Source organism: Spiribacter pallidus, from assembly GCF_040838495.1.
GTDB classification, from domain to species: domain Bacteria; phylum Pseudomonadota; class Gammaproteobacteria; order Nitrococcales; family Nitrococcaceae; genus Spiribacter; species Spiribacter pallidus.
This window is the reverse complement of the sequence record NZ_JBAKFM010000002.1, coordinates 616,877-638,963: the sequence shown is the minus strand read 5'-3', so window position 1 is coordinate 638,963 and position 22,087 is coordinate 616,877. Positions and strand designations below refer to the sequence as shown.

Below are 22,087 nucleotides of genomic sequence, written 5' to 3'. Positions count from 1 at the left end.
CGCGCGGCGGGCAACGACGCCGAGGACGATAGCGAGGAGGAAGCCTCCGAAGAGAAAGACACCGAGGAGAAATCCGAAGGCGATACCAAGGAGGAGTCCGACAGCGGCTCGAAAGACAGCAGCGAGGAGAGCGCCGCCGCGGTGAACGAGGGGGCCCAGGCCGGAGCCAACGACTCGGGCGTATCCGATAGTGGCGCCACTGACGCGCAGCCGGATCCGGAGGCGTTTGTGGTCATGCGGCCGGACATCCGTCTCGCCGGCGAGGTGGATGTGACCTCTGAGACCCTCGGCGGTGAGGTAACGCTTCGCGCTGAGCACATTCAGCTTGAGGCCGACTCGTCCATTGATGCCCGTGGCGGCACTGGCGGAGGCCAGGTGCACCTAGATGCGAGCGCGGGGGAGGCGCTGCGCCCGGAGGATTCCGACGCTCCGACGGAGACCGTGAGCCGGATTCAGGCGGCTGGCCGGATCAATGTCTCCTCGGGCGGTGGCAAGGGCGGCCGGGTTAAGATCGAGGGCGAGGACATTGAGCTTGAGGCCACCGCCGAGGTAGACGCCAGCGGCGCCACCGCCGGTGGTGAGGTGCTGGTGGGCGGTGACTGGCAGGGCGGCGCGAACGAAGCGCGTCGCGTGCTGACCAGCGCCGGCGCCATGAGAACGGCGGCACGCGTAGATGTTGCGGCTGGGGCCGAAATCGATGTCAGTGCAACGGACCAGGGTGATGGTGGAACCGCCGTTGTCTGGGCGGACGGCACCACGGCTTTTAACGGGCATGTCTCCGCGCGCGGCGCTGGTGCGCAAGGAGATGGTGGGTTTACGGAGGTCTCAGGCAAGCGGCTGCTGGATTTCAGAGGCACCGCCGATCTGTTGGCGCCAGCTGGGGAGCCCGGGGTGCTACTCCTCGATCCAACCAATCTTGAAATCCGTGACCAGCAAGCGGGCAATAACATCACGCGAGAAAACGACATCTGGGAGCCTGGCTTTCCCGGGGTCACTTCTGTTCTCACGGTCTCGCAGCTTCAGATGTCGTTGAGTACGTCCAATGTCATTGTCCGAACGATTGGTAGCGGAGGTACCGGGGAGCAGGCGGGCCACATCACGGTCGTCGACAGACTTGATGGTGTTGCCAGCGATAATCTCTTACACCTTCAGGCTGCCGGTGACATTCGGTTTGATGCCGACGTGGTGTCTGACGGGAACCTGCAGTTGTGGGCGGATGCGGATGGCGCCGTCATCCAAGGGGCCGGTCATTATCTCGGGACTTCCGCATCACCGTTAAAGGATGTCCGGCTGACGGCCGCCGGACAGACGACCGGGGGCGTGGGGATTCGCACGGATAATATCCATGCCAACCATCTGGAGCTGGAGACGCAGTTCGGGGATGTAGAGCAGAACGTCGGCTCTCGACTGGATTCGGATGAGGTCGTCCTCACCGGTTCGAACCAGGCCGCCTTCAATCTGGATGAGGACAACCGTATCGGGAAGTTCGCCGGTCAGGTGGTTGGGGGGGATGTCACGCTTCGCAACACCATTGATTTGGTGGTGGACAACACCTTGACCACTAATATCGGCCGCAATTCGCTTCGCCCTGCACTCCGGACTGCCGGGGGCAATGTGACCATCGAAGCGACTCAGAACGTGAGCGGCGTGCATATCAATACCCGGTCTAATCAAACCGATCCCAGTTCGGCGGCCGGTGACATCACGATCCGTCTTACCGCGGATGATGCTGACATGTCGCTGGGCGGTGCGGCCGGATCGGCGAGAACCATGATTTTTGGTGGACTCGACCATATCAAGGCGGAAAACGGCACCACGACATTCAGTACCACCGGTAATAACAGCGATCTGTTGGTCGGTGGCTTTTCTGCCCCAGAAAGCGCCGAGATGGGCGATATCGTGTTTTCGGCCGGCCGGGATCTGCTTTTTCAGGGTGGTGACAGCAATCTGAGCGGAGGGGTGATCACCCTCAAGGCCGGACGGGAGATTAAATTCACCAAAGACCTCACTGCAACGACGGTTGTCGCTGAGGCGAAAACGACTTACCTGGAGGAGGCGGGCATCTCGGCCGGCACGTTATCGTTCCGCGATGACCTGGCCATCACCCTGCCCGATTACGCCGACAGCGACACGCCGGCGAATGTCGATCTATCAACAACGGATAACGCCAACCCGCACATTGACCTGCGTGGGACGCTGACCGTCGATGCACCAAAAAGCGCTGTCCGCGTTCAGGCCCGTAACGCGAGCGCCGCCAGCAACACGGTCAGACTGGGTGATGTTGATGCTGCCAACCTTGAGTTCGTGATAGACGCGGGTCATGAGCTGACACAGGTCGCCGGAAAACGGATTCGCGCAGAGGAATTGATGCTGGTTGGTGCGGGCAGTGGCGGAAAATTCGAGCTGACCGGCGATAATGTCATCGATGATCTAGCCGGCAATGCGCAAGGACCGGTCACCCTGAGGCATGACGCCACTGTATCGGGCGTCGGTTCGGGATTGGTCATCAAACCTGTCACCGGGGGTGTGAGCGGAATCACCTATCGTGGCTTGACAACCAACGATCATGATTTTGCTGTCACCACCGAGAAGAATTTCAGTTTTGCGTCCCATCTCAATGAAATCCTACTCGATGCGGGTTCAGGCACGGTCACCATCAAGGATGGTACGAGTGCGACCTCGAATGGGATTGCGCTAGGCAACGACAATCGCACTAACCTCAGCATCGGTGCAGGGCTGGCGCAAATCACCGCGGCAAAGACCGTCTTTGATACGCGGGTTTCCGGGAATCCCATCTATGTCAACGGCGTCAATCATACAGGCCTTGGCGCGGTGACATTCCTCTCCGGCGGGACGCTGGATTTCATCGGTAATGTCAATAACCCGACCGTCGTGCATGGAGACCTCACCGCAGAGACGCCGGGGTTGTTGACGGTTCTCGAAAACATCGAAAGTAAAGGGTCAATGCAGCTGTCCGCCGATTCGATTTTCGTCGGCGAAAACAACCCGATCACCCTGACCGCCACCGGGACGGATAGCAACCTCACCCTTGATGCGCCGGTGACCTGGGATAGCCGAGAGCTTCAACTCAAGGCCGGACGGGATATCCGCCTGGAAGGGCGGTTGGATGGTCGCCCATCCGGGAGTGGGGCGACGGATGGGGCGCTGTCACTGCGTTATGGCCTCGCGAGTGCGGATGGCGTCGAGAACGGGCGTGATGCGCGGTTGCGTATCCACGCGCCGGTCCGGCTGCCGGCTGGCCCGAACTTCAGCGAGAAGATCGGCAGCGGTGGCAATCTCGATAATTACATCGTGATTACCACGCTCGGGAGCGCCGGCAGCACCACGGCCACCGACCTGCAGGGCATGGCCGGCAATCTCACTAGGAATTATGCGCTTGGCAGCGATATCGACGCCTCACCGACGGCCTCCTGGAATGGCGGCAAGGGATTTGACCCGATTGGTGATACCCATATTGGTTTCAGTCGCAATTTCCACGGATTGGGGAATCGGATCCACGGATTGACGATCCACCGACCCAGTGAGGCCCGCGTCGGCCTATTCGCGTTTGTATCCGGTACCAAAGGCGTGAGCCATCTCCATATGAGTGGCGTCGACGTCGCCGGTGATGAGTACGTGGGTGGCGTTGCGGGAATGATAAGACCGATATTCAGGAACAATGTCTCCACGACACCCGCCCTTGTCGATGTACATATTGACGGTATCGTTGCAGGAAGGAGGTCAGTAGGCGCACTGGCTGGTCATGTCGAGAGCGGTGGTGGGGATTTCGTCTCAATCAATCGAAGCTCATCGGCCGGCTTGGTTTCCAATGGCAGCAGAACATCCAGTGTCAGCCACGGCGGTCTTGTCGGGTACCTCGTTACAGGCGTGATCGACAATTCCTTTTCATCGACCAATGTGGTCGCAGACTCTAGCGTTGGCGGGCTTGCGGGTAGCATGACGTCGAGTGGCGAGATCGCCAATAGCTACGCCGCCGGTTTTTTGAGTGCGCGTTCAGCGGATCAGCTTGGAGCCGTGACCGCAAGTAGCTCTGGGACAGTCACCAACGCCTTCGGCCGCAATGTGGCCAATCCTTACAGCCAGTCGACCTACGGTACCCAAAGCGGCGGAACCTGGTCGGGTTTTGATTTCGACGATACCTGGACCATGGTGGACGGGGAAACGCGGCCTTTGCTGCGATCCGAGCGGAGCAGCCGTATCGCCAATGCCCGGCAGTTACAGCTCTTACGCGTGGCGCCGGCGCGCGACTATAAACTCGCGAATGACATCAACCTCACTGACAAGGTGCGGGCCAACAAGGGGATCTGGCGAGATGGTTTTGTCCCCGCCGGCGATGCGGCCGCTGAGGGGGCGTTCACCGGTGCACTCGATGGCAATTCCAAAACCCTCACCGGGCTGCTCGTCAACCGCGATAGTGACCTGACTGATGGGTTACTGGGTGACGCCAATGGGGGCAGTGTCAGTAATCTCATCCTCAACAATGTAGACCTCACCAGCGGGGATGGGCAGGGGGGTGACGATGGCGACTTGACCCTCGGTGCCGGTGTCACCCTGACCGGTAACGTCAACCTGGATGCCGGCACAGGCACCGTCTCCGTGAGCAATGCCATCGGGACCACCGGGAATCCGGCTAAGGCCGTTTCCATCGGCGGGGCTGACATCAGTCTGCCGGCCGTAACGACGGAAAGCGCGCAGACTTACAACGCATCGGGGACGATCACCGCGGCGGGCGATCTCATCAGCCAGAGCGGGGCGACGGATATTACGGCCAACCAGGTTCAGCTAAATCCGAACCAGGCATTCACGATCGATGTGGACAGTCTTACGGTGGATGCGCCCGTTCAACAGCTGGGCACCGGAGGTGTTAGCTTCACCGCTGACGCGATTGCATTCTCGGACACCATCCAGACTCGGGGTGGTTCAATTACCTTGACAGCCCGGGATGGAGGCATCACCACGCCTGCCGATGGTGACAGCAGCCCGGCGGACCTTCGCACTCGGGCGACGGCGAATAGCGGTCAGGCATCGGGTAACATAATTTTAGATGCTGAAAACGTCAACGACAGTGGGTTTATCTCAGTGGGCAGCCTTAATGCAGCCGGAGCCGACAATAACGCCGGTGCCGGCAGCCATGGCGGTGACCTCACACTGAAGTCGGACGGTGGGTTGTCTTACACCAGCTTGACGGTCGGTGGAGGAGACGGCGCCGGCGCCTCCGGCGGCGACTCTGGAGATATTATCCTGCAGACCGATGGCGCTGCGGGAATTAGCCTCCCCGCAGCCCCCCTCCGCGCGATCGGGGGGAGTGGAAGCACCGCCGGCAGTGACGGCGTCATTACGTTGGAGGCCCGGGGCAATGGCGGCATCACCCAGCCCGCGGATGGCGCCGAGATCCGGGCTCAGCGGCTCAACCTGGCCAGTCATACCACCAGCAGCCCGTTGACCAGTCTCACCGGTGAGATCGCCCTTGCCGACGCGGATAATCAGGTCGATGTGCTCGGCGTCAATACCTTCAAGGGCACAGGGGATGTCACTGGGCAGACGCTTCGCTTTGTCAATCAGGGGGACCTCACGCTCAAAGGCTGGCGCAGCAGCGGGTTCCATGCCGAGGGGCTGTTGGATATCGATGTCGGCACTGGTCATCTCACCCTTGATGCCGCAATCCAGTCAGCGGTGGGTGGCTTGACCGCGACGGGCGGCAATTTCACCGCCACGAGCAATGCCACGATCGATTATTCTGCTCCGAGTTCTGTAGATCTGAATTTCTCCGGGCAAGTTGAAATCGATGCACCGATAGAGACCGGTGGAGGGGATCTTGGCATCACCGGTTCGCGTGTCTGGCTTACCTACGAGGATGGTGACGCGATTGTCACCGACGGTGGCAATGTGACCTTGTCCGCGACCGGTAATGACCCTTTGTATGTCAGCGATACCGTCAAAACGTCCGGAGGCGACTTTACTGCGACGGGTTTTAACGTCTCTTTAGCATCCTCAGCGCCGGACATATTGGTGACTTCCGGTGGAGATGTCACGCTGACTGCTACCGATAACGGACAATCAAACGCAGAAAGCGTTTACATCGATGGTGATGTCTCGACCGGTGGTGGAAATTTCACGAGTTCCGGGCATGAATTCTTTATTCGCCAATATTTGACTGGTTCCAGTCACGATATCCATACCGCTGGCGGCGACATCGATCTTAACGGGCATGACGGTCTTGTAAGCGTGACCGATATGAATTTTTTTGACTCAAGTAGACCCGGGTTCTACACGTTCGGTGGCAGTGTCTCGGCCACGAATGCAAGCCAATTTTCGGTCAGCGACATTGATACCGGCGGCAACAGCGATGCTGGCTCAGTGAGCGTTTCAGTTGATAACTCAATATTCGTGGATCATCTGGATGCCTCCGCTACCAATGGGGATGGAGGTCCCGTAACGCTGCAAGCGGCGCAACAGATCGACATTGATACCATCGACACAAGTGGTGTCAATCAAGGTGGAGCCGTCATTCTGAACGGGCCCGTTGATATTACTGGCACGATGTCCGTGACCACTGGCGCAACCAGCGGCGACATTACTTTTAACAAACGTATCCGGAAAGCCGCGAATTCGGGCTCGACGCCAGCGGACCTTACCCTGAAAGCGGGCTCAGGATCGATTGTCTTCAAAAAGCCGGTCGGCGGGAATACTGCGCTCCGTTCGGTTTTCATAGAACAGGCAGCTGCCGTCACGGCCGAGGATCTGTTCCGCGCGGAGAGATTAGCGGTCAGGGCCAGTGGCAATCTGAATTTCACGGATAGCGCTAACGACTTCGACACACTGGCGCTGGATCTGACCGGCAACACGAGCGCCTCGATTGTCGATCAGGATGCCCTGGAGATCGGCAGCATCGGCAGTGGCTCAGACACGATAACCGGGATTACCGCCGCTGGCGCCGCTAACGACATAAGTCTCACCGTCGGAGGCGCGCTCACGCAGGCGGCCGGGGCAACGGTTATCACGCCGGGCACCCTCGCAATCGATACCACGGCTTTCGATGCCGCCGATGTGACGCTGCGTAACGACGCGGCTGGAGGAACCGTGCTTGGGGATTCACTGATCGCCGGTACCTTATCGATCGATGCCAGGCAGGATGACGTCCGGCAGGCCAGTGGGGATTTTCTGCGGGCCGGCAAACTGCTAGTCACGAATCATTCGTTTGAGTTGGATATGGCAGAGGAGCAGTTCTTTGCCAACGGCATTGTCGCCCCTGGACTTTCTTATTTTTCTGCCGCCGATTCGCTTACCGTCACGCAGGGCGGCAATGACATTACCGTCACGGAGGTGAATGGTACCGGCAGCTTGGTCTTTGATGGATCACAGGCGGGCAAGGCGTTCTTGGTTAGTGACTCGCTAGATCGAGGAATCTCCGCCGTTACGAGCGGTTCGGCCGTGCAGCTTTCCGAAGCCAACGCCATTGATGGCGAGATTCAGATCACAACGGCCGGACAGTACAGCGAAACCGCCGTTACGCAGGGTGATGGGTCCATTAGCTTGGCCGCCATAACGAGCGCGAGAGATTTCACGCTCAAGGCGCCAGGAGACATCAATATCGATGCGGGGGCCCAGCTGACCGGAGCGCTCAGCGTTGATTCGGGTCACACCGCTCGGCTCAAGGCCAATGGCAACAATACGATCGCTGTGGACGGCGACACCACGATTAAAGCCGAAGCCCAGGTGCGGGTAGGCTCGGGTGTGCGACTGACTAGTAATGGCGGCGACATTGCCCTGACGGCAACGGGCCAGGCCAGCCACTCGGGCGTGGGGGTGCGGCTCCGTGCCAACACCAGCGCTGCGGGCTTGAACGAGGCCACCGCGTTAATAACCTCCGGTGCGGGAACAATCACGATCAGCGGCCAAGGCGGCGGTGTCTCAGATACCACCAATGCGGGTGTTCGGATCGGCTCTGAGGATGCCGGTGACGTGAGCAGTGTCTTACTGCAGACGGCCGGCGGGGATCTCAGCATCACCGGCACGGGTGGCCTCTGGAACGCCGACTCGGCGACAGAACTGACCCAAGTCGCGGGCGTCGACCTGCGCTCGGGCACCTATCGTACGACCGCCGGCGGCGCCATCACGGTGAGCGGTACCGGACCCACCGGTCTCGCAGCGCCCGCTAACACCGGTTATGGCGACCGGGATGGGGTGGTGATCGAGAATCATGTCCTCATCGACACCTACGTCGCCAACGATAGCGCCCTGGCGGGGGATTACGGTGCCATTTCCATTACCGGGACGGCGTATGGAACCGGTGAGGGTATTGATGGCAACGACGACACGAGCGCAAGGACGATACGGGCCGGCAAAGGGGGCGTTACCCTCACTGGAGTGCTGAATGATCAGCCGAATGGCGGCGCCGCCGGAGGCAGAAACGGCGTTGTGTTGCGCAAATTCGAGGTGGACGCCAGAGGGGGCGCAGTCAGCCTGACTGGTGAAGGTGGGTCGCTTGGTGGAGATGGGCTGCGCGCATACGAAAACAGTACCCTCGGGAGCAGTCAGACGACAGCGCTCAGCATCACTGGCTTGGCTCGGGGCGGTACGGGTGATGGTGTGGACCTTGACCGCACGGCCGTCGTAACCAGCGGTGCGCTCACGGTGAGCGGCACGGCGGTCGATGGGCAGGGCATCGAGATATCGGATCAGGGTAGCGGATCGGGCTCAACCACCCTCACCGCCGGTGACATCACCCTGGAAGGGCGGTCGACGGGCAGCAAGGGCCTGAAAATCATAAGGATGGATGGGGCGACCGCTACCGGCGCGCTCACCCTAAAGGCCGAAAGTGCCACCGGTGACCGTGCGATCGATATCCGTGAGGCTGATTTCTCTGCTGCCAGTGCAACGTTCGGGGGGATTGATACGCCGTACGCGGCCGCGCAGGACGAAGGCATTTTCTTTGATGACTCGCGACTGATCACCACTGGCGCGATCACCCTCAAAGGTGAGGTTACCGAGAACGATGGTGTGGCGGGCATCCTGCTGGACTGGGATAAAGATGCGATTGACAGCAAGTTGCTCGTCAAGGGCCAATCAATCAGCCTGGAGGGGCAATCAGCGGTCTCAGCGCCGGGCATTGAGTTCGACCAACGGGTTGAGCTTGAGACGACGGGTGGACCAGTCACCCTTTCTGCGACGAGTGCCGCGGGGACGCCTTCCGTTTCCGTCCGCGATCTTTCAATCAACACCGCGGGCGGTGACCTGGGGGTCACCGGCAAAACCGACCTTCCCCTGACTTTCAACATCGATACCACCGGATCCGGCACCGATGGATCAGTCACGTTTGCCGATGCCGTCGACGGTGCCGGATCCATGATTGTCGATGCGGGCGGAGCGGCGGTGTCGTTCCAGGATGATTTCACGGCCGATACGCTCACGCTCACCGACGCGTCGCAAGTCGACTTGGCGGGCAGTCTTCAGGTGTCAAGGATCATCACCGCGGCACAGAATTACAGCATCGCTTTACGTGGTGCGGATAACCGTTTCGGTTTGTTGACCAATTTTCACAACACCGGTGGGGTGAACCTCGGCGACAGCGCCGCCGATGTCTTTCTTTTCAACGGCGGCATGAAGGTGACGGGGACAAGCAACCCGGTCTCCCTGCATGGGATCCTGCGTGCCTCGGCAAGTGGGGGGAGCAGTCCCGGCGAGGATCTGGATCTGTTAGGGGCGGCCGTCACACTTGCGGGTGCGTCCACGCTTGATCTGACCAATAACGGCAACACCACACCCGGCCCGGAGGACGACATTCTGATCGGGTCTGTGGTCGGCGGCGGCGGTGACTACGCCAGGGACCTGACGATGATCGCGGGTGGAGGTGACATCGTCGTCAACAACGTTGGTGATGCCACAAAGATAGGGGATGTAACGGTTGACTCCGCTCGCACCGTGGCCTTCTACAACCTCTCAACCATCGGCCGGTTTACACAGAAAGCGGGGACGGGCGCGACGATCATTTCAGGTTCACCGAGCTTCGCTGCGGACAGCGGCGCGCCCGCCTTTGATTTTTCCGGCAATCAGCTTTTCTTTACCACCGGTGGACCTCAGGCCGGTACGAGCGACATCCTGATCGACGCGGTGGATCTGCAGATTGACGGCGCGATGGACGCCAAGGGCCTGTCCCTGCAGGTCCAAAACACCCCGTTTTTGGGCGCTGCCCCGCACGCGGTCGACCGGCTTGCCGCTTCCCTCACCGGCGACGGCGCCTCGCTTGGCTTTAAGGCCGCCGGCGCGCTGACCGTCGCAAATGTGGGAGGTGTTAATGGTGTGAGCACGAACGACGGGACGGTCACCCTGCAAGCGGATGCCCTTGGGCTTGATAAAGCGGTGAACGCGGGTGCCGGCACCGTCACGCTCCGGCCTGGAACGGATGATCGCGCGGTGGCGCTCGGTAATCAGACCGGGGGTGATCGCCTGGAGCTTTCTCAGGCGGAGCTCAATCGCATCACGGCGGGTAAGTTGGTGATTGGCTCGGACAGCACTGGCGATGTCGTGGTCAATGCGCCGGACACCGGTCCGGACGGTACGGTGGTCGGGGACTGGGTGCTTTCGGGGTCAAGCCTTGCCCAGAGCCCAAGCGGTTCGCTTGGTTTTTCGGGCGGACTTCGTCTTGACGTCGATGGGCCGGTCTTCCTCGGTACCAATGCCAATGATGTGGATGCGCTTGCCGGTTCGGTGGGGACGTTTAGCTTCACGGATGCGGATGACCTCGCAATCGCAAGCGTCGATGGCACCGATGGGTTGACGGCGACGGGCGCAGTGACGTTGGTGGCCAACACCCTTAGCATCAATGAGTCGATTGATACCGCATCGGCCCCGAATGCCATGACCGCCGACATCACCCTGACGGGCCCGACGGATCTGGCGGCTGATCTCGCAACTGCCGGGGCGGACATTACCCTTGGCGAGAACGGCGCTGTGCATTCCCTCAGCGGCGGCGCGCGCACGATCAGCACGGGGTCGGGCCCTGGGGATATAACCCTTGTCGGGACACTGGATGGGGCCGAAACGCTGTCGTTGAAGGCGGGGACGGGGGATATCGCCCTGGCGGGTGACGTCGGCGGTTCGACAGCACTGACGAGCCTGAATGTGGTCGATGGCAATGATCTCGCGCTCTCAGGCGTCACCACAGCGGGGCCGCAGACTTACACCCCATCGGGAATCATCACGCTCGGTGGGATGCTCACAACAGCCGGGAGCGCCATCACCCTCAACCGGGCCATCGAGCTCAGTGGTGCGGCGGGTATCGACACCACCGATGGGGGAGCCAGGGCATCCGGGACAGCGATCAATGTCCCCCAGCCCGTTACTACCAAGACGGGCGAAACCAGCAGCTTCTCGGTTGACGTCGGCACCAGCAATCTAAGCCTTAATGCGGTTGCGACGACGGGTGCACAGCACTACACGGCTCAGGCGATCACGCTCGCCGGCGACCTGTCCACCGAAGGAGCTGGTGTCACGTTGCAAGGGCCGGTGGCCTTTGACGGGATCGAGGCGATTGACACCACGGCCGCCGGGGCGGTCCAGCCAGGTGGGGATGTGCTGTTTCACGGTGCGGCCGCCGGCAGTGCGGATATGGCCATTACCGCAACGGGTGGCCGGGTTCAGCTTCTTGACGTGACCGCCGGTTCGATCAACGTGACCGCCGATACCATCGACCTGGCCGGTGAGGACTATGTTGCCAATACCGGCGACATTGCACTGACCGGGCGCATTGAGCTTGCTGGCAGCGGTGCCATAACCACCATCGATAGTGCGGGTTCCGACGGCGACATTACCCTTGGAGCCGTCGATGATGGCGATCATCCGACTTCGTTAAAGCTCGATGCGGGCAGCGGTGATATCACCCTGACCGAGGCAGTCGGTGCGACGGCGGCGCCGTCGGGGCTCGACATGCGCGCGGCGGGCATTAACACCGGCCAGCCCATTACGGTGCATACCAATGGGAATATTCGGGTTGACAATAGCGGTTCGGCACTGCTCGGCGGGGTGATTGCGGGCAGCGGTGTTTCATTGATCAAGGAAGGAGCGGGCACCCTTAGCCTGGGTTCGGGGAATACGTTGACCGGCTCGACGGTGGTCAAGGGCGGGACTGTGTCAATCGCCGCGGATAGTGCCCTCGGGTTGGTGCCTTCCGCGGTCACCAATGGCCACCTGACCCTCGATGGCGGGTCACTGTCGGTCACGAGCGGCTTCACGCTGGCCGCTAACCGGGGCCTAAAAGTTGACAGCGGCGGCGGGGGCATCGTGATACCTGACGGTGAAACGCTTGTCTACAATGGCAACCTGCGAGGTGCTGGGCCACTAAGCAAGACCAGCCCAGGTGTCCTTCGATTGACCGGCAACAGCACGTATTCCGGGCCTGTCACCATTGCAGCGGGGTCAGTCGAGGTCGCGCCCAGGGACAACAGGTTCCGGCCACTCGGATCCGGCGCGGTGACCAACAACAGTGATCTTTTCCTCGACTTTGAGACGAATGCCGCCTTCACCCAGCCCTTGAGCGGGACCGGCACCCTGCGGATTCGATATACGCGCACCGGGAATGCGCTTTTGCTGACGAATGGCACGCATAGTGGTGGCACGGAGATAACCGGTGGCGTGCTCCTTGGCAACGGGACCGGCAGGGGCCGTCTGGGCTCTGGCGAGGTTGCACTGAAGACGGCGAACAGCCGGCTGACCTTCCAGGTGAACACGAACGGGGAGACGGTCTTTGCCAATCGCTTCACCGGTCCCGGGTCTCTGCGTAAGAAAGGCAACGACCTGATCACGCTGACCGGCGACAATGACTATCAGGGCAATACAACAATCAGCGGCGGTCGTTTGAAGATCGGTGATGGTGGAGCGACCGGATCACTGGGGCAAGGGGCAGTCAGCCTGGATCGCGGCAACCTTATTCTTGATCTCGCCGGCGATATAACATTAGCGAACCGTCTTGAGGGTGGCCGCCATCTTGTACACCGTGGTTCCGGAACGCTAACGCTCACAGGGCGGGCGGCCTACACGGGGCGTACCCACACGCCTGGGGGCGGATCCATCGTCTTTCGTCATGACGAGCTGCCTGCGACATCGGCTTTCCGGGCATCGGGGCAGATCATCCTTGAGCCCGATGGCACGGACTTCAATGGCGCCCAGGTCATTGATTACGGTTTCGAGGAGAGCATGACCGGATTCACAGTGGGCAAGCCCGGCACGGAATCGGATCTCACAGTCGCGGGTGGCATTGATATCACCGGTCCGGTCCATCTTCATGGTGGTGGGGTTGCCATCAACGCGCCGATTGACACGAGCGGCAACGCCCTCGCCCTGCATGCCAAGGGTTCTGTGACACAGACCGCAGCGGTTGCCGCCGATACGCTTGCCCTCCACGGCAATGAGTCATTCAACCTCACCCACGCGCAGAATGACCTCGCCACGCTGGCTGGCGGGTCGGCCGGTGACGAGCTGGGCTCTGTTGCTCTCACTAATGCAGGTCCTCTAACCATTGGCGCTGTAAATCCGTCCGGGGTGCATGCCACCGGCGATGTCCACATCGAGACGCTTAGCGGTGATCTCGTTATTTCCGAGGATATCGTGACGTCGAGCAACAGCGCCGAGGCGATCGTGCTCAATGCTGGCCGCAACGCCGATGCCGGCGATCCACGCGGCGGCAATCTCATTCTCCAGGGCGACCCGACCATTAGCGCCGGTGCGCAGGGGATCATCCGCTTGTACACCGGCAGCATCGATGGATCCATAGGAGTTGCGGAGAGCGGCAATGGTGCAGCCGATGGCCTCATCGGCTACGGCAGCGGTCGGTTCCGCTACGGCAGCGATGAGCAGATTCAGGCGTTCAGTTTGGCCTTGAGTGAAGGCACGCCTTTCGCCATTTATCGCGAACGACCAAGCCTTACCGGGGTCATTGCCGATCAGGCCCTGGCTTATGGTGAGACGCCGGCGGTGGTTACGGCGACGCAACTCACGGGACTGGAGAACGGTGATGGCTTTGCCGGGTCGGTGGCCAATCAATCCACTTCGACCGGGGGGTATCTCAACGCCGGCCAATATCAGGCGGTCGCTAGCGGTCCGGCGGCACGCGGGTATAACGTCAGCAACATCACCAACGGCCAAGTGGTCGTGGAGCCCAGGGCGCTTGATGTGGTGAATGTCACCGCGCCAAGCCGCACCTACAATGGCACCACCGAGGCGCCCCTGACTGAAGGTCAGATCGGCGCGGGTGTCCTCGGTGGGGATTTGGTCACCCTTGACACCAGCGGTGCGAGCGCCACATTCGCCGACGCGAACGTGGCGCAAGACATCGCCGTGATGGCATCGGGGTATACCCTTGCCGGGAGTGATGCGGGTAACTACACGCTGCAGCAGCCCGCCGGGCTCAGAGGGGAGATTCGCCCGCGCGCCCTGACGCTGAGGGCGGTCGATCGGTTCAAGACCGCCGGAGAGACGCTTGATCTTGGGCTGACCGACTTCACCATCGAGGCTGGCGAGCTCGCCGGCGGTGAACGGATTACGGCTGCGACGCTGGGTTCTGTAAGCGGTGCCGCGGTGGATCCTGACGCGGGCGTTGGGGAGTATCCGAATGAGGTGAGCATTGCCGACGCTGTCGGTGACAACGGCTTTATGGCGAGAAATTACGCGATCACCTATGAGTTCGGCGATCTCTCAATCAACCCGGCACCGCCTGCGCCGTCACGTGAAGCCGGTAGTCGGAGTGCCGTGCGTCGGGCGCTCACAGTAGTCGGTATGCTGCATGCAGGCAGGCAGGCCGATCCGGCTGGGCTTGGTCGCGCTGAACCGCAGGTGAGTGACGTGCTGACGCCCACATGGGAGTTGCCGCCGGGGCCGGAGTTCTGTGCCCAGCCGGAGTATCTGGTGTCCTGCCAATTGGATGGTGTTGCTCAGCGGCGCGGGGATTAGTCATGGCCTATGGGCTTTATGTGCATCACTGAAGCCTCGAAGGCGTGGTTCGGAGGCTTTTTTCTCGTCGCCGTGGTCGTTCTGGCGTGGCCGGCGTTTGCCGACAGCGATCAACGACCCGCACAAGAACCACCGATGACGGTTGAGTACTGGGTGGCTGATCCGGGGGAGGCGCTACCGCCAGCGGATGCGCAATGGCGGTCATTCTCCATCGGCCAGTCACTGGGCTTTCAGTCCCGGCCTGTGTGGTTGCGGGTCGACTTCCATCAACCATCCTTGCCGGAAAATCCCTGGTTGATGATTCAGCCCGTCCACCTGGACTCCATACGCGTGATCTCCGCCGGCAACCCGGATGTGGTCCTGTTCGAGGCCGGCGATCGAGTCACCCGGCGCGGGTCGATCATCCCTTACGCCTACACGCTGTCCGTTGAACGCTCGATGCTCGCGGGCGGGCTGCTGGTGCGGGTTGAGTCCGCCAATGTGATGCAGCCGATGGTCAGCATCCAGTCCCGCGCCGGGCTCCATAACCAGGGGGTCTTTTTCTACATCCTTTTCTCGGTGGCATTTGCAGTGACGCTGCTATACCTGCTCTGGGCGGCCACCGCCATTATGACCTCCTATTCGCCGCTCATTGTGGCGTTTCTGGTGCGGATGTCGCTGTATCTAGTCACGCTGATCGTTCACATGGGGCTGACCCGTCCCCTTGCCAGTGGCGAGGGCCTGCTCAGCCAGGACCTCTGGCATAACACAATGGCCCTTCTCTACATCACCGCGGCCCAGATGTTCGACTATATGCTGCTGCGAGAACTCGGCGCGCGTTGGGTTTCGCGAGTCTTTGCGGCGTTTGTCGTTATCTTCACGTTGGCGAAAGCCGCTGCCTGGGGATTGGCTGACGTCTCCCTCGCCCTTCAGCTCAACAACGCCTCGGCGCTGGGGGCGCTGTTGCTGGCGCTCGCGACCGTGCCATGGATCCGCCGTGGGAATACCTCGATCTACAGCATCACGCCGAGAGCGGTCGTGACCTATTTCCTATTGCAGGCGGCGCCTTTAAGCCTGGTGTTTATCGGTGCACAGTATGAGCGTGCCGCCTTTGCTCAATATCTGAGCATCGCTTTTATGGCGGCGGCCATCGTCCCCGGGGGGTACATCACCTATCTGCTTTTCCGTCGCCAGCGCAGTCTCCTGGAGGAGCGCTCGAGACTGGCGACTCGGGCCAAGGCGTTACAGATTCGCTCCGACGAGGAGCGGGCGAGGCGCAAAGAGATTGGTCAGCTCCTTGAGATGCTCTCCCATGAGATCCGCACCCCCCTCGCTACTCTGCGTATGGCCCATCGGCTCAACGAACTCGACGTGGAGGTCATAAGCCGGGCGACCGAGGCGATCGGGCATGCGCTTGGGCAGGCTGATCGTGTGGACGAGCTCGAGCGTGGCCGGCTTCCCGTGCGCCACAGGCGCTTCGGTCTGCGTACGCTCATGGAGGAGGTGGTGGACTCACGGCGTCTAATCCTGAAGATGACCGGGGATGATCTGCCTGTCATAGCCGACTCGGACCTCACCCGTATCCTATTGACCAACCTGCTGGAGAATGCCGATAAGTACGGTACCGAGGGGGCGCCGGTGCAGGCCAGCCTGTGCCATGGGTCGTCGGACGATGTCGTGCTGCGGATCAATAACGCGGTGGTCGAAGGTGGGGAGCCGGATCCACAGCAGGTGTTTACCAAGTACTACCGTGGCGAGACGGCAAGCGGTCAATACGGGACTGGACTCGGCCTCTACATTGCCCGTGTTTTGGCAGAACGCATGGGTCTGTCGCTGGAGATGCATGTCACTCCCGGGCAGGTAAGCGTTGTGCTTGGTTTTCCCGACGCCGATGAGGCGACGCATGGAGTTATTTCATGACGCTGCTGGCGCTAGTGGAAGATCATGCCGAGCTGCGCGACTACACGGCGCGCTTTCTGCGTGGCGAAGGGTTTCGGGTCATTGAGCTGGCCGACGCCGAGGAGCTGCGCGAAATCAATGAGATCCCCGACCTTTACATCATCGATCTTAATCTTCCGACTATCAGTGGCTACGAGCTAATCGAGCGTATTCGCGAGACCGCCGATCAGGTGGGGATCATTGTTGTGTCTGCCCGGGATCGCAGCGATGATATCTCGCGGGGTTATGGTGTGGGCGCCGATGTCTACCTCGCTAAGCCTGTCGACCCGGATGTTCTGCTGGCAGCGGTGAAGCGGATTGAGGCGCGCACGCTTGCGCCGCTGGTTAATCAATCGGCCTGTTCTGTCGATCGATCGCGGCAGGTTCTGGAATGGCAAGATAACGAGGTACGACTATCCGCCGCTGAGGTCCGATTGCTTTATCAACTCAGCCTCGCGGGCCGGTGGGGGCTGGAGCGCTGGGAGGTGATGGAGTTGTTGGACATGGATCCAGCGCGGGAGCTGAGTAATGCCTTGGAGGTGCGGATCAGTCGGCTGCGGGGGAAATTCCGCCGGCTCGGCATTGACGGCGCCTGTATCGGCGCGGTGCGTCAGCGCGGCTATTGCCTGCTCGAGGAAATCCGGTTCGTTTAGTGCCAGGTAGTTAGCGTGCAGGTGATCGGCGGTTCGAATCCTCCCACTCCGACTCAATCTCTTCCCTGCTCCAATCCTATTGGTGATGCCTCAGAGCCTCGATCAGGACGGCGCCCTGATAATCTCCGCTATCGGCATCGTTCAAACGGATTGTGCCGCCGATCGACAGATTTTTCGGCTGGTCCCGGTCCGGTAGATCCACGTCCTCTAAGGTAATGGACAGGGTGCCGTTGCCGGCTGTGGTTCGTTCGATCACCGCGCCGCCACTTCCCCCGGTATCATCCTCTTCGAAGCGGACCGCGAGGCTGACAAAGCGTATCGTCCGAGTGTCCCGATTGTTGCGGAGCGGATCGGTGCTCACCATGACGTCATACTGGTCCTCCACCGGTTGCCCCTGACCCGGAAATGTCTCGCGCACCGTAACCTGCGCGGCGGTTGCCTGGTGCCCCAATGCTCGAAGCTGTTTTGTGTCCACGGATCCATTCGGTGCAAGGGTGATTTCACCGGCGCCGTCGGGGGGTATGCGGCTGAGGTAGCGCCCGAAGCGCAGGGCGGTCTCGACGACCACTTCCGCCTCGCCGTTGGCGGGGGGGGCGCCGCTGGAGGGATTATTGCCCTGACCCTGACCTTGACCCTGCACCGTGGCGGGCACGTTCCAGAGGCAAGCGACCAGCATAATCCTGGCAATGCGTTGACCCTTTCCCGATGGCCGGAAGGCGGCGGTTCTCATGGTCTCTCCTTGGTGTGAATATGCAGGTCGCTGACAAACGGGTCATCATCGCTGACCTCGACCGTCGGCGGGCTGCCCTGTAACCGGATACCTGCCGCAAGGGTCTTTTCAACGACGGCAATGCGGTAGCGGCCGAACGGCAGCCGGTCGAGCTGGAAGTGGCCGTCCGCGCTAGTAATCAGGCGGTAGGGCGGATGATCCGTGTCAACGGGCTGGATCTGCAAACGGACATTTCCCAGCCCGTCGTTACAGTCGGGTGCGACGAGAGTACCTTGAACGGCGCCGAAGTCGTTCAGGGTGGATCGCGCCGCGACGGCAATCCGCTCCTCCGATGCATAAGGCTGTTCGGCCGACAGATCGAGAGCGGCGTCGGGCTTATCCAGCATTCGAAAGCCGCTTTCGTTATCAACCCGCAACCAGTGCCGTTGGAAATCCAGTCCCTCGAAAGCGAAAAAGCCATTAAATCGGGTCCGTTTTCGTGCCACTGTCTCTCCGGCGCAGTTCACCAGTCGCAGCGGGATGCCTTCGGCTCCCTCGCGCTCGCCGGCAAATCGGGCGTGGCCGTAGATCGCACCGGTGGGCTCTACCGGGATATCCAGAACGGGCGTGGAACCCGGTCTAACCCAGACGCGTTGCCCGTCGGACTGGACGCGGTGTAGCGGATTGTTGAGCGACATCGGATCGAGCTGCGCCCGATAGTAACGATGCGGCCGTAACCCGGCGATCATCAGTTCACCATTCTCCCCGGTCTCGCCTTGGTTGGCGAGTGGTTGCTTGAGGCGAACGCCGGGCAGCGGGGGGTCGGCCGGATCGCGGACCCCGTTGCGGTCGCGGTCCAGAAAGACACGTAACCGCATCCTACCCTGGCCGGTCGGATTGATTTCGGTGAACAGGGGTGGTTTGCCCCGGCGATCGGCGAAATAGATCTGCCAGCTGGCTTGAATGCCATAATCCCCATCGGTAGTCAGGTTGCCAGACAGGGTCGCGCGTCCGGATGCCAGGTCATCGGCCATCGAGAGGTTGAGCCGATGGATGTCTGGGTTACGGCTCGCCGTCCAGGTCGCATCCAGATCGATCCCGGTCCGCGGTAATGGCAGGCGACCTGATAGTGAAAGGGTCTGAATGCCCGCCGCCTGGCGATAGTCCATCTGCCCTGACCAACGCAGTTGCCGTGCTTCGCCCATGGCCATCCAGTCACTGAATGCCAGAGAGCCGTCTATAACCCCGTCCCGGGAATCCCAGTCGAGCCGGTTGCGCCAGCGGATATCGCCCAATCGGCCGGCCTGTCTGATTTGTAGCGAGTCCGACGCGGTTTCCTGCTCCCGCAATGACCGGCTTGCGTTGAGGCGCAGCCTCATCGGGTAGCCGCCGATGGCGATGTCGCCGGTCGTGCGGATCTCGGCGGCCCGTCTGAGCGCATTGTCGCCAAAGCCGATTTCCTCGCTCTCCAGGCCGTTGTTGATGCGGACCTCGGCGGTCACCGGCCATTGCCGGCGTGGGTAGCGAATGGCGGCACCATAGAGCATTCCCCCATCCAGCGCCCGCTGCGCTGTCGCGCGGGTCTCAGTGGGGCCAATACCCTGGATGAGGGCGATGCGGGCATAATCCGCCCGTGTCGATGGGTCTTCGCCCTGGGCCCGGATCAGTCGCATCCCGGCCGTCGTGCGGCGACGCACCCCCCAGCCGACGCGGAGCGTGCCAACGGGTCGGTCGGCGCCTCGGCCATCGTCGTCTTCGGTTATCAGCCGGGCTCCCGGCTTCACCGCCGCGACCTGGTAGCGGAACTCGCCAGAGGGGATCTGATTACGGCCATAGACCGGTTGGTATCGCTGGACGATACGCTCGCCATTCGGTTGACGGATCACAACGCGTAATGGGTTGATGCCCGCTTGTATGGGGATATTGTCGAATCGGTACCGGCCGGTCTCATCCACCTCCGCGAAATCAATGAGCTCATCGCGGCGGTAGAGTTCGACCTCGGAGCCCGGTTCGGCATCATCCGCCAGCGTGTAGGGCTCGAATGTCTCGGTGTTGCGGAGGGGGTAGCTGCTCACCGAGACGCCGACCCCACGAGCACCGGCGGTGGTATCCGGGGCGGAGCGCAGGTTGAGATCTCCGAGTCCGATCTCCCGGACGTTGAGTGGCATGGGATCGGGGCTGGCGAACCGTCTCAATGTCAGCCTCGCCGTGTCGATGCCCGCGTCGCGGTTGGATGACCGGCTTGCCGACCCCGTCGCAAAGGCGGTTGCACCGGCGAGTTCTCCGACCGCGGTGATCCGTGCTGTTGTTCGCAAAAGCCCGCCACGGGTTTGACCAACGCCGAAACGCGCGATGCCGCTCGGTGGCTGCCACCAGGCATAGCCGGTTCCGGTCCTTGCCAGCGAACGGCGTCCGCGGCGGCCTGTGGTGCGATTCAGTCCCGCGCGCTCACGCTCCCGGGCAATCCGGCGCTGCCGCGGCAGTCGGGTGACGCCTTCGATGCGGACCTGAAGATCGCTGCGGGAGACTTCAACCTCGACCGGCCAGAGCTGTTCGAGGACCTCCGGCCGCACATGCACTTCGCTGCGCACGGGCAGACGGGGCGTGATGGCCGCCTGCGGCTGGATAGGCTCGCTTTGCGATTCGTCAAAAGCCTGGGCCTGCGATGTGTCCACGTCGAGCACCCAACGTCGCGTTCGATCGAACAGCCACCCATTCACTTTCCGGCGCCGGACATCCACGGCGATCGGGATCTCCAGCAGCAGCGCGATCTGCCGCAGTGGTAGCCAGGTGGACTGCCCATCGCTGTAGGCCTGGATACCATCGCCAATGGATTCACCGTCGAGCTGGACCAGCAAAGGGATCAACTGTCGGGGGAGCCGTTCGGTCTGGGCCGTGGCGTTGCCCATGCTCAGGGCGATACACAACAGACCGATCGCGATGCGCATGCGCTCCCTCTAACCCCGTCGCGGAGGTCAGGGTGCTTCAGAACCGGGCAGTGCGAGAGGGTTCAGGGTCCGGCGGAAAATGCGTCCGGCCGGATCGCCCGACTGGTTCAATCGCTCCAAGGTGTATTCAATCGTCCCGCCCTCAAGATCCATTTCCTCCAACGATGGCAGTCGATGAATGAGCCGGCGCTGACGAATTTCGGTGTAGGTCGCGAACCGGCGCTCGGTAAGAATGGTCTCGGGTCCATCATTACCGGCCCAGGTGAGCGTCGCCTTGGCGTTGATGCTTCGCGCCCCCTGCCGCTCGAACAGCACCCCCAGTATCGGACCGTCCGCGGCATTGCGCTCGAACCAGAACCGAGTTGGCTCGAGCGTGCCACGGAGATCGCCCTGCCGCAGTATGACGGGGATCGTCGTGCGGACCATGGTCTCGATTTCGATGGCGATCCCATCCTCGCCGCCCGGTGGGATTGGTGATGTCTCATCCATGGACGGCTCGGAGATCATCAGGTGCGACCGATATTCCCGGTCCGGCGCATCCGGCGGCAGCCGGGAGAGGATCCGGATCACCTGATAGCCACCCGGTGGCACGATGGCCTGACGCGGCCCGGAGATCAGGTAGTCACTGGCCTGTGGGGTGTCCAGCGCCGACGGATCAGTGAGCCTCAGGGTGCCGTCGCCGTCCATGGCCATGGCCCGCCATTCGATGACGTAGCGTTTCGGTCGGTCACCGTTATTGATGATCTGCAGCTGGGCCGCCCGTGTCGACTCATCCAGCACGATGCGCGTCGGGAACAGCGTCAGCGCAAGAGCCGGGGTAACGGCCACGCCGTACGTCAGCCCCATGATAACCAGTCCGGCGAGTGCCCGTGCCAGCAACCGATACGCAGCCATCG

The 22,087-nt window shown here is 61.6% G+C and carries 6 protein-coding genes; 3 read left to right on the top strand and 3 right to left on the bottom strand.

What is annotated here, in order from left to right; translation table 11 throughout:
• Window positions 1–141 precede the first annotated feature (141 nt).
• Genes V6X73_RS06470 through V6X73_RS06460 form a run of 3 tightly spaced genes read left to right on the top strand, consistent with a single transcriptional unit; the run spans window position 142 to window position 17,534 of the window.
• Entirely contained in the window at window positions 142–14,964 is a 14,823-nt protein-coding gene (locus V6X73_RS06470) for a beta strand repeat-containing protein (protein WP_367981230.1), read from the top strand.
• 18 nt (window positions 14,965–14,982) lie between these two features.
• A complete protein-coding gene (locus tag V6X73_RS06465) occupies window positions 14,983–16,863 on the top strand; it encodes an ATP-binding protein (RefSeq protein ID WP_367958388.1) in 1,881 nt (626 codons plus the stop codon).
• Window positions 16,860–17,534 (top strand): response regulator transcription factor, encoded by a 675-nt coding sequence (locus V6X73_RS06460; protein WP_367958389.1) that lies wholly within the window; start codon window positions 16,860–16,862, stop codon window positions 17,532–17,534. The genes V6X73_RS06465 and V6X73_RS06460 overlap by 4 nt, the downstream gene beginning before the upstream one ends.
• Before the next feature lie 76 nt (window positions 17,535–17,610).
• On the opposite strand, the gene V6X73_RS06455 is transcribed toward V6X73_RS06460, so the two are convergent.
• From V6X73_RS06455 to V6X73_RS06445, 3 genes are read right to left on the bottom strand one after another with little or no spacing between them, the layout of a single operon-like run.
• On the bottom strand, window positions 17,611–18,264 hold the full coding sequence (locus V6X73_RS06455; RefSeq protein WP_367958390.1) for a DUF4402 domain-containing protein: 654 nt from the start codon (window positions 18,262–18,264) through the stop codon (window positions 17,611–17,613).
• Window positions 18,261–21,191: a collagen binding domain-containing protein gene (locus V6X73_RS06450; protein WP_367958391.1), complete on the bottom strand. Its 2,931-nt coding sequence runs from the start codon at window positions 21,189–21,191 to the stop codon at window positions 18,261–18,263. Before V6X73_RS06450 ends, V6X73_RS06455 begins: the two co-directional genes overlap by 4 nt.
• 27 nt (window positions 21,192–21,218) lie before the next feature.
• On the bottom strand, window positions 21,219–22,085 hold the full coding sequence (locus V6X73_RS06445; RefSeq protein WP_367958392.1) for a fimbrial biogenesis chaperone: 867 nt from the start codon (window positions 22,083–22,085) through the stop codon (window positions 21,219–21,221).
• Window positions 22,086–22,087 lie beyond the last annotated feature (2 nt).

Bases quoted from the DNA above. Each gene is read 5' to 3' on its own strand.
- V6X73_RS06455 (WP_367958390.1), bottom strand. From the start codon at position 18,264: ATGAGAACCGCCGCCTTCCGGCCATCGGGAAAGGGTCAACGCATTGCC.
- V6X73_RS06450 (WP_367958391.1), bottom strand. From the start codon at position 21,191: ATGCGCATCGCGATCGGTCTGTTGTGTATCGCCCTGAGCATGGGCAAC.
- V6X73_RS06445 (WP_367958392.1), bottom strand. From the start codon at position 22,085: ATGGCTGCGTATCGGTTGCTGGCACGGGCACTCGCCGGACTGGTTATC.
- V6X73_RS06465 (WP_367958388.1), top strand. From the start codon at position 14,983: ATGTGCATCACTGAAGCCTCGAAGGCGTGGTTCGGAGGCTTTTTTCTC.
- V6X73_RS06460 (WP_367958389.1), top strand. From the start codon at position 16,860: ATGACGCTGCTGGCGCTAGTGGAAGATCATGCCGAGCTGCGCGACTAC.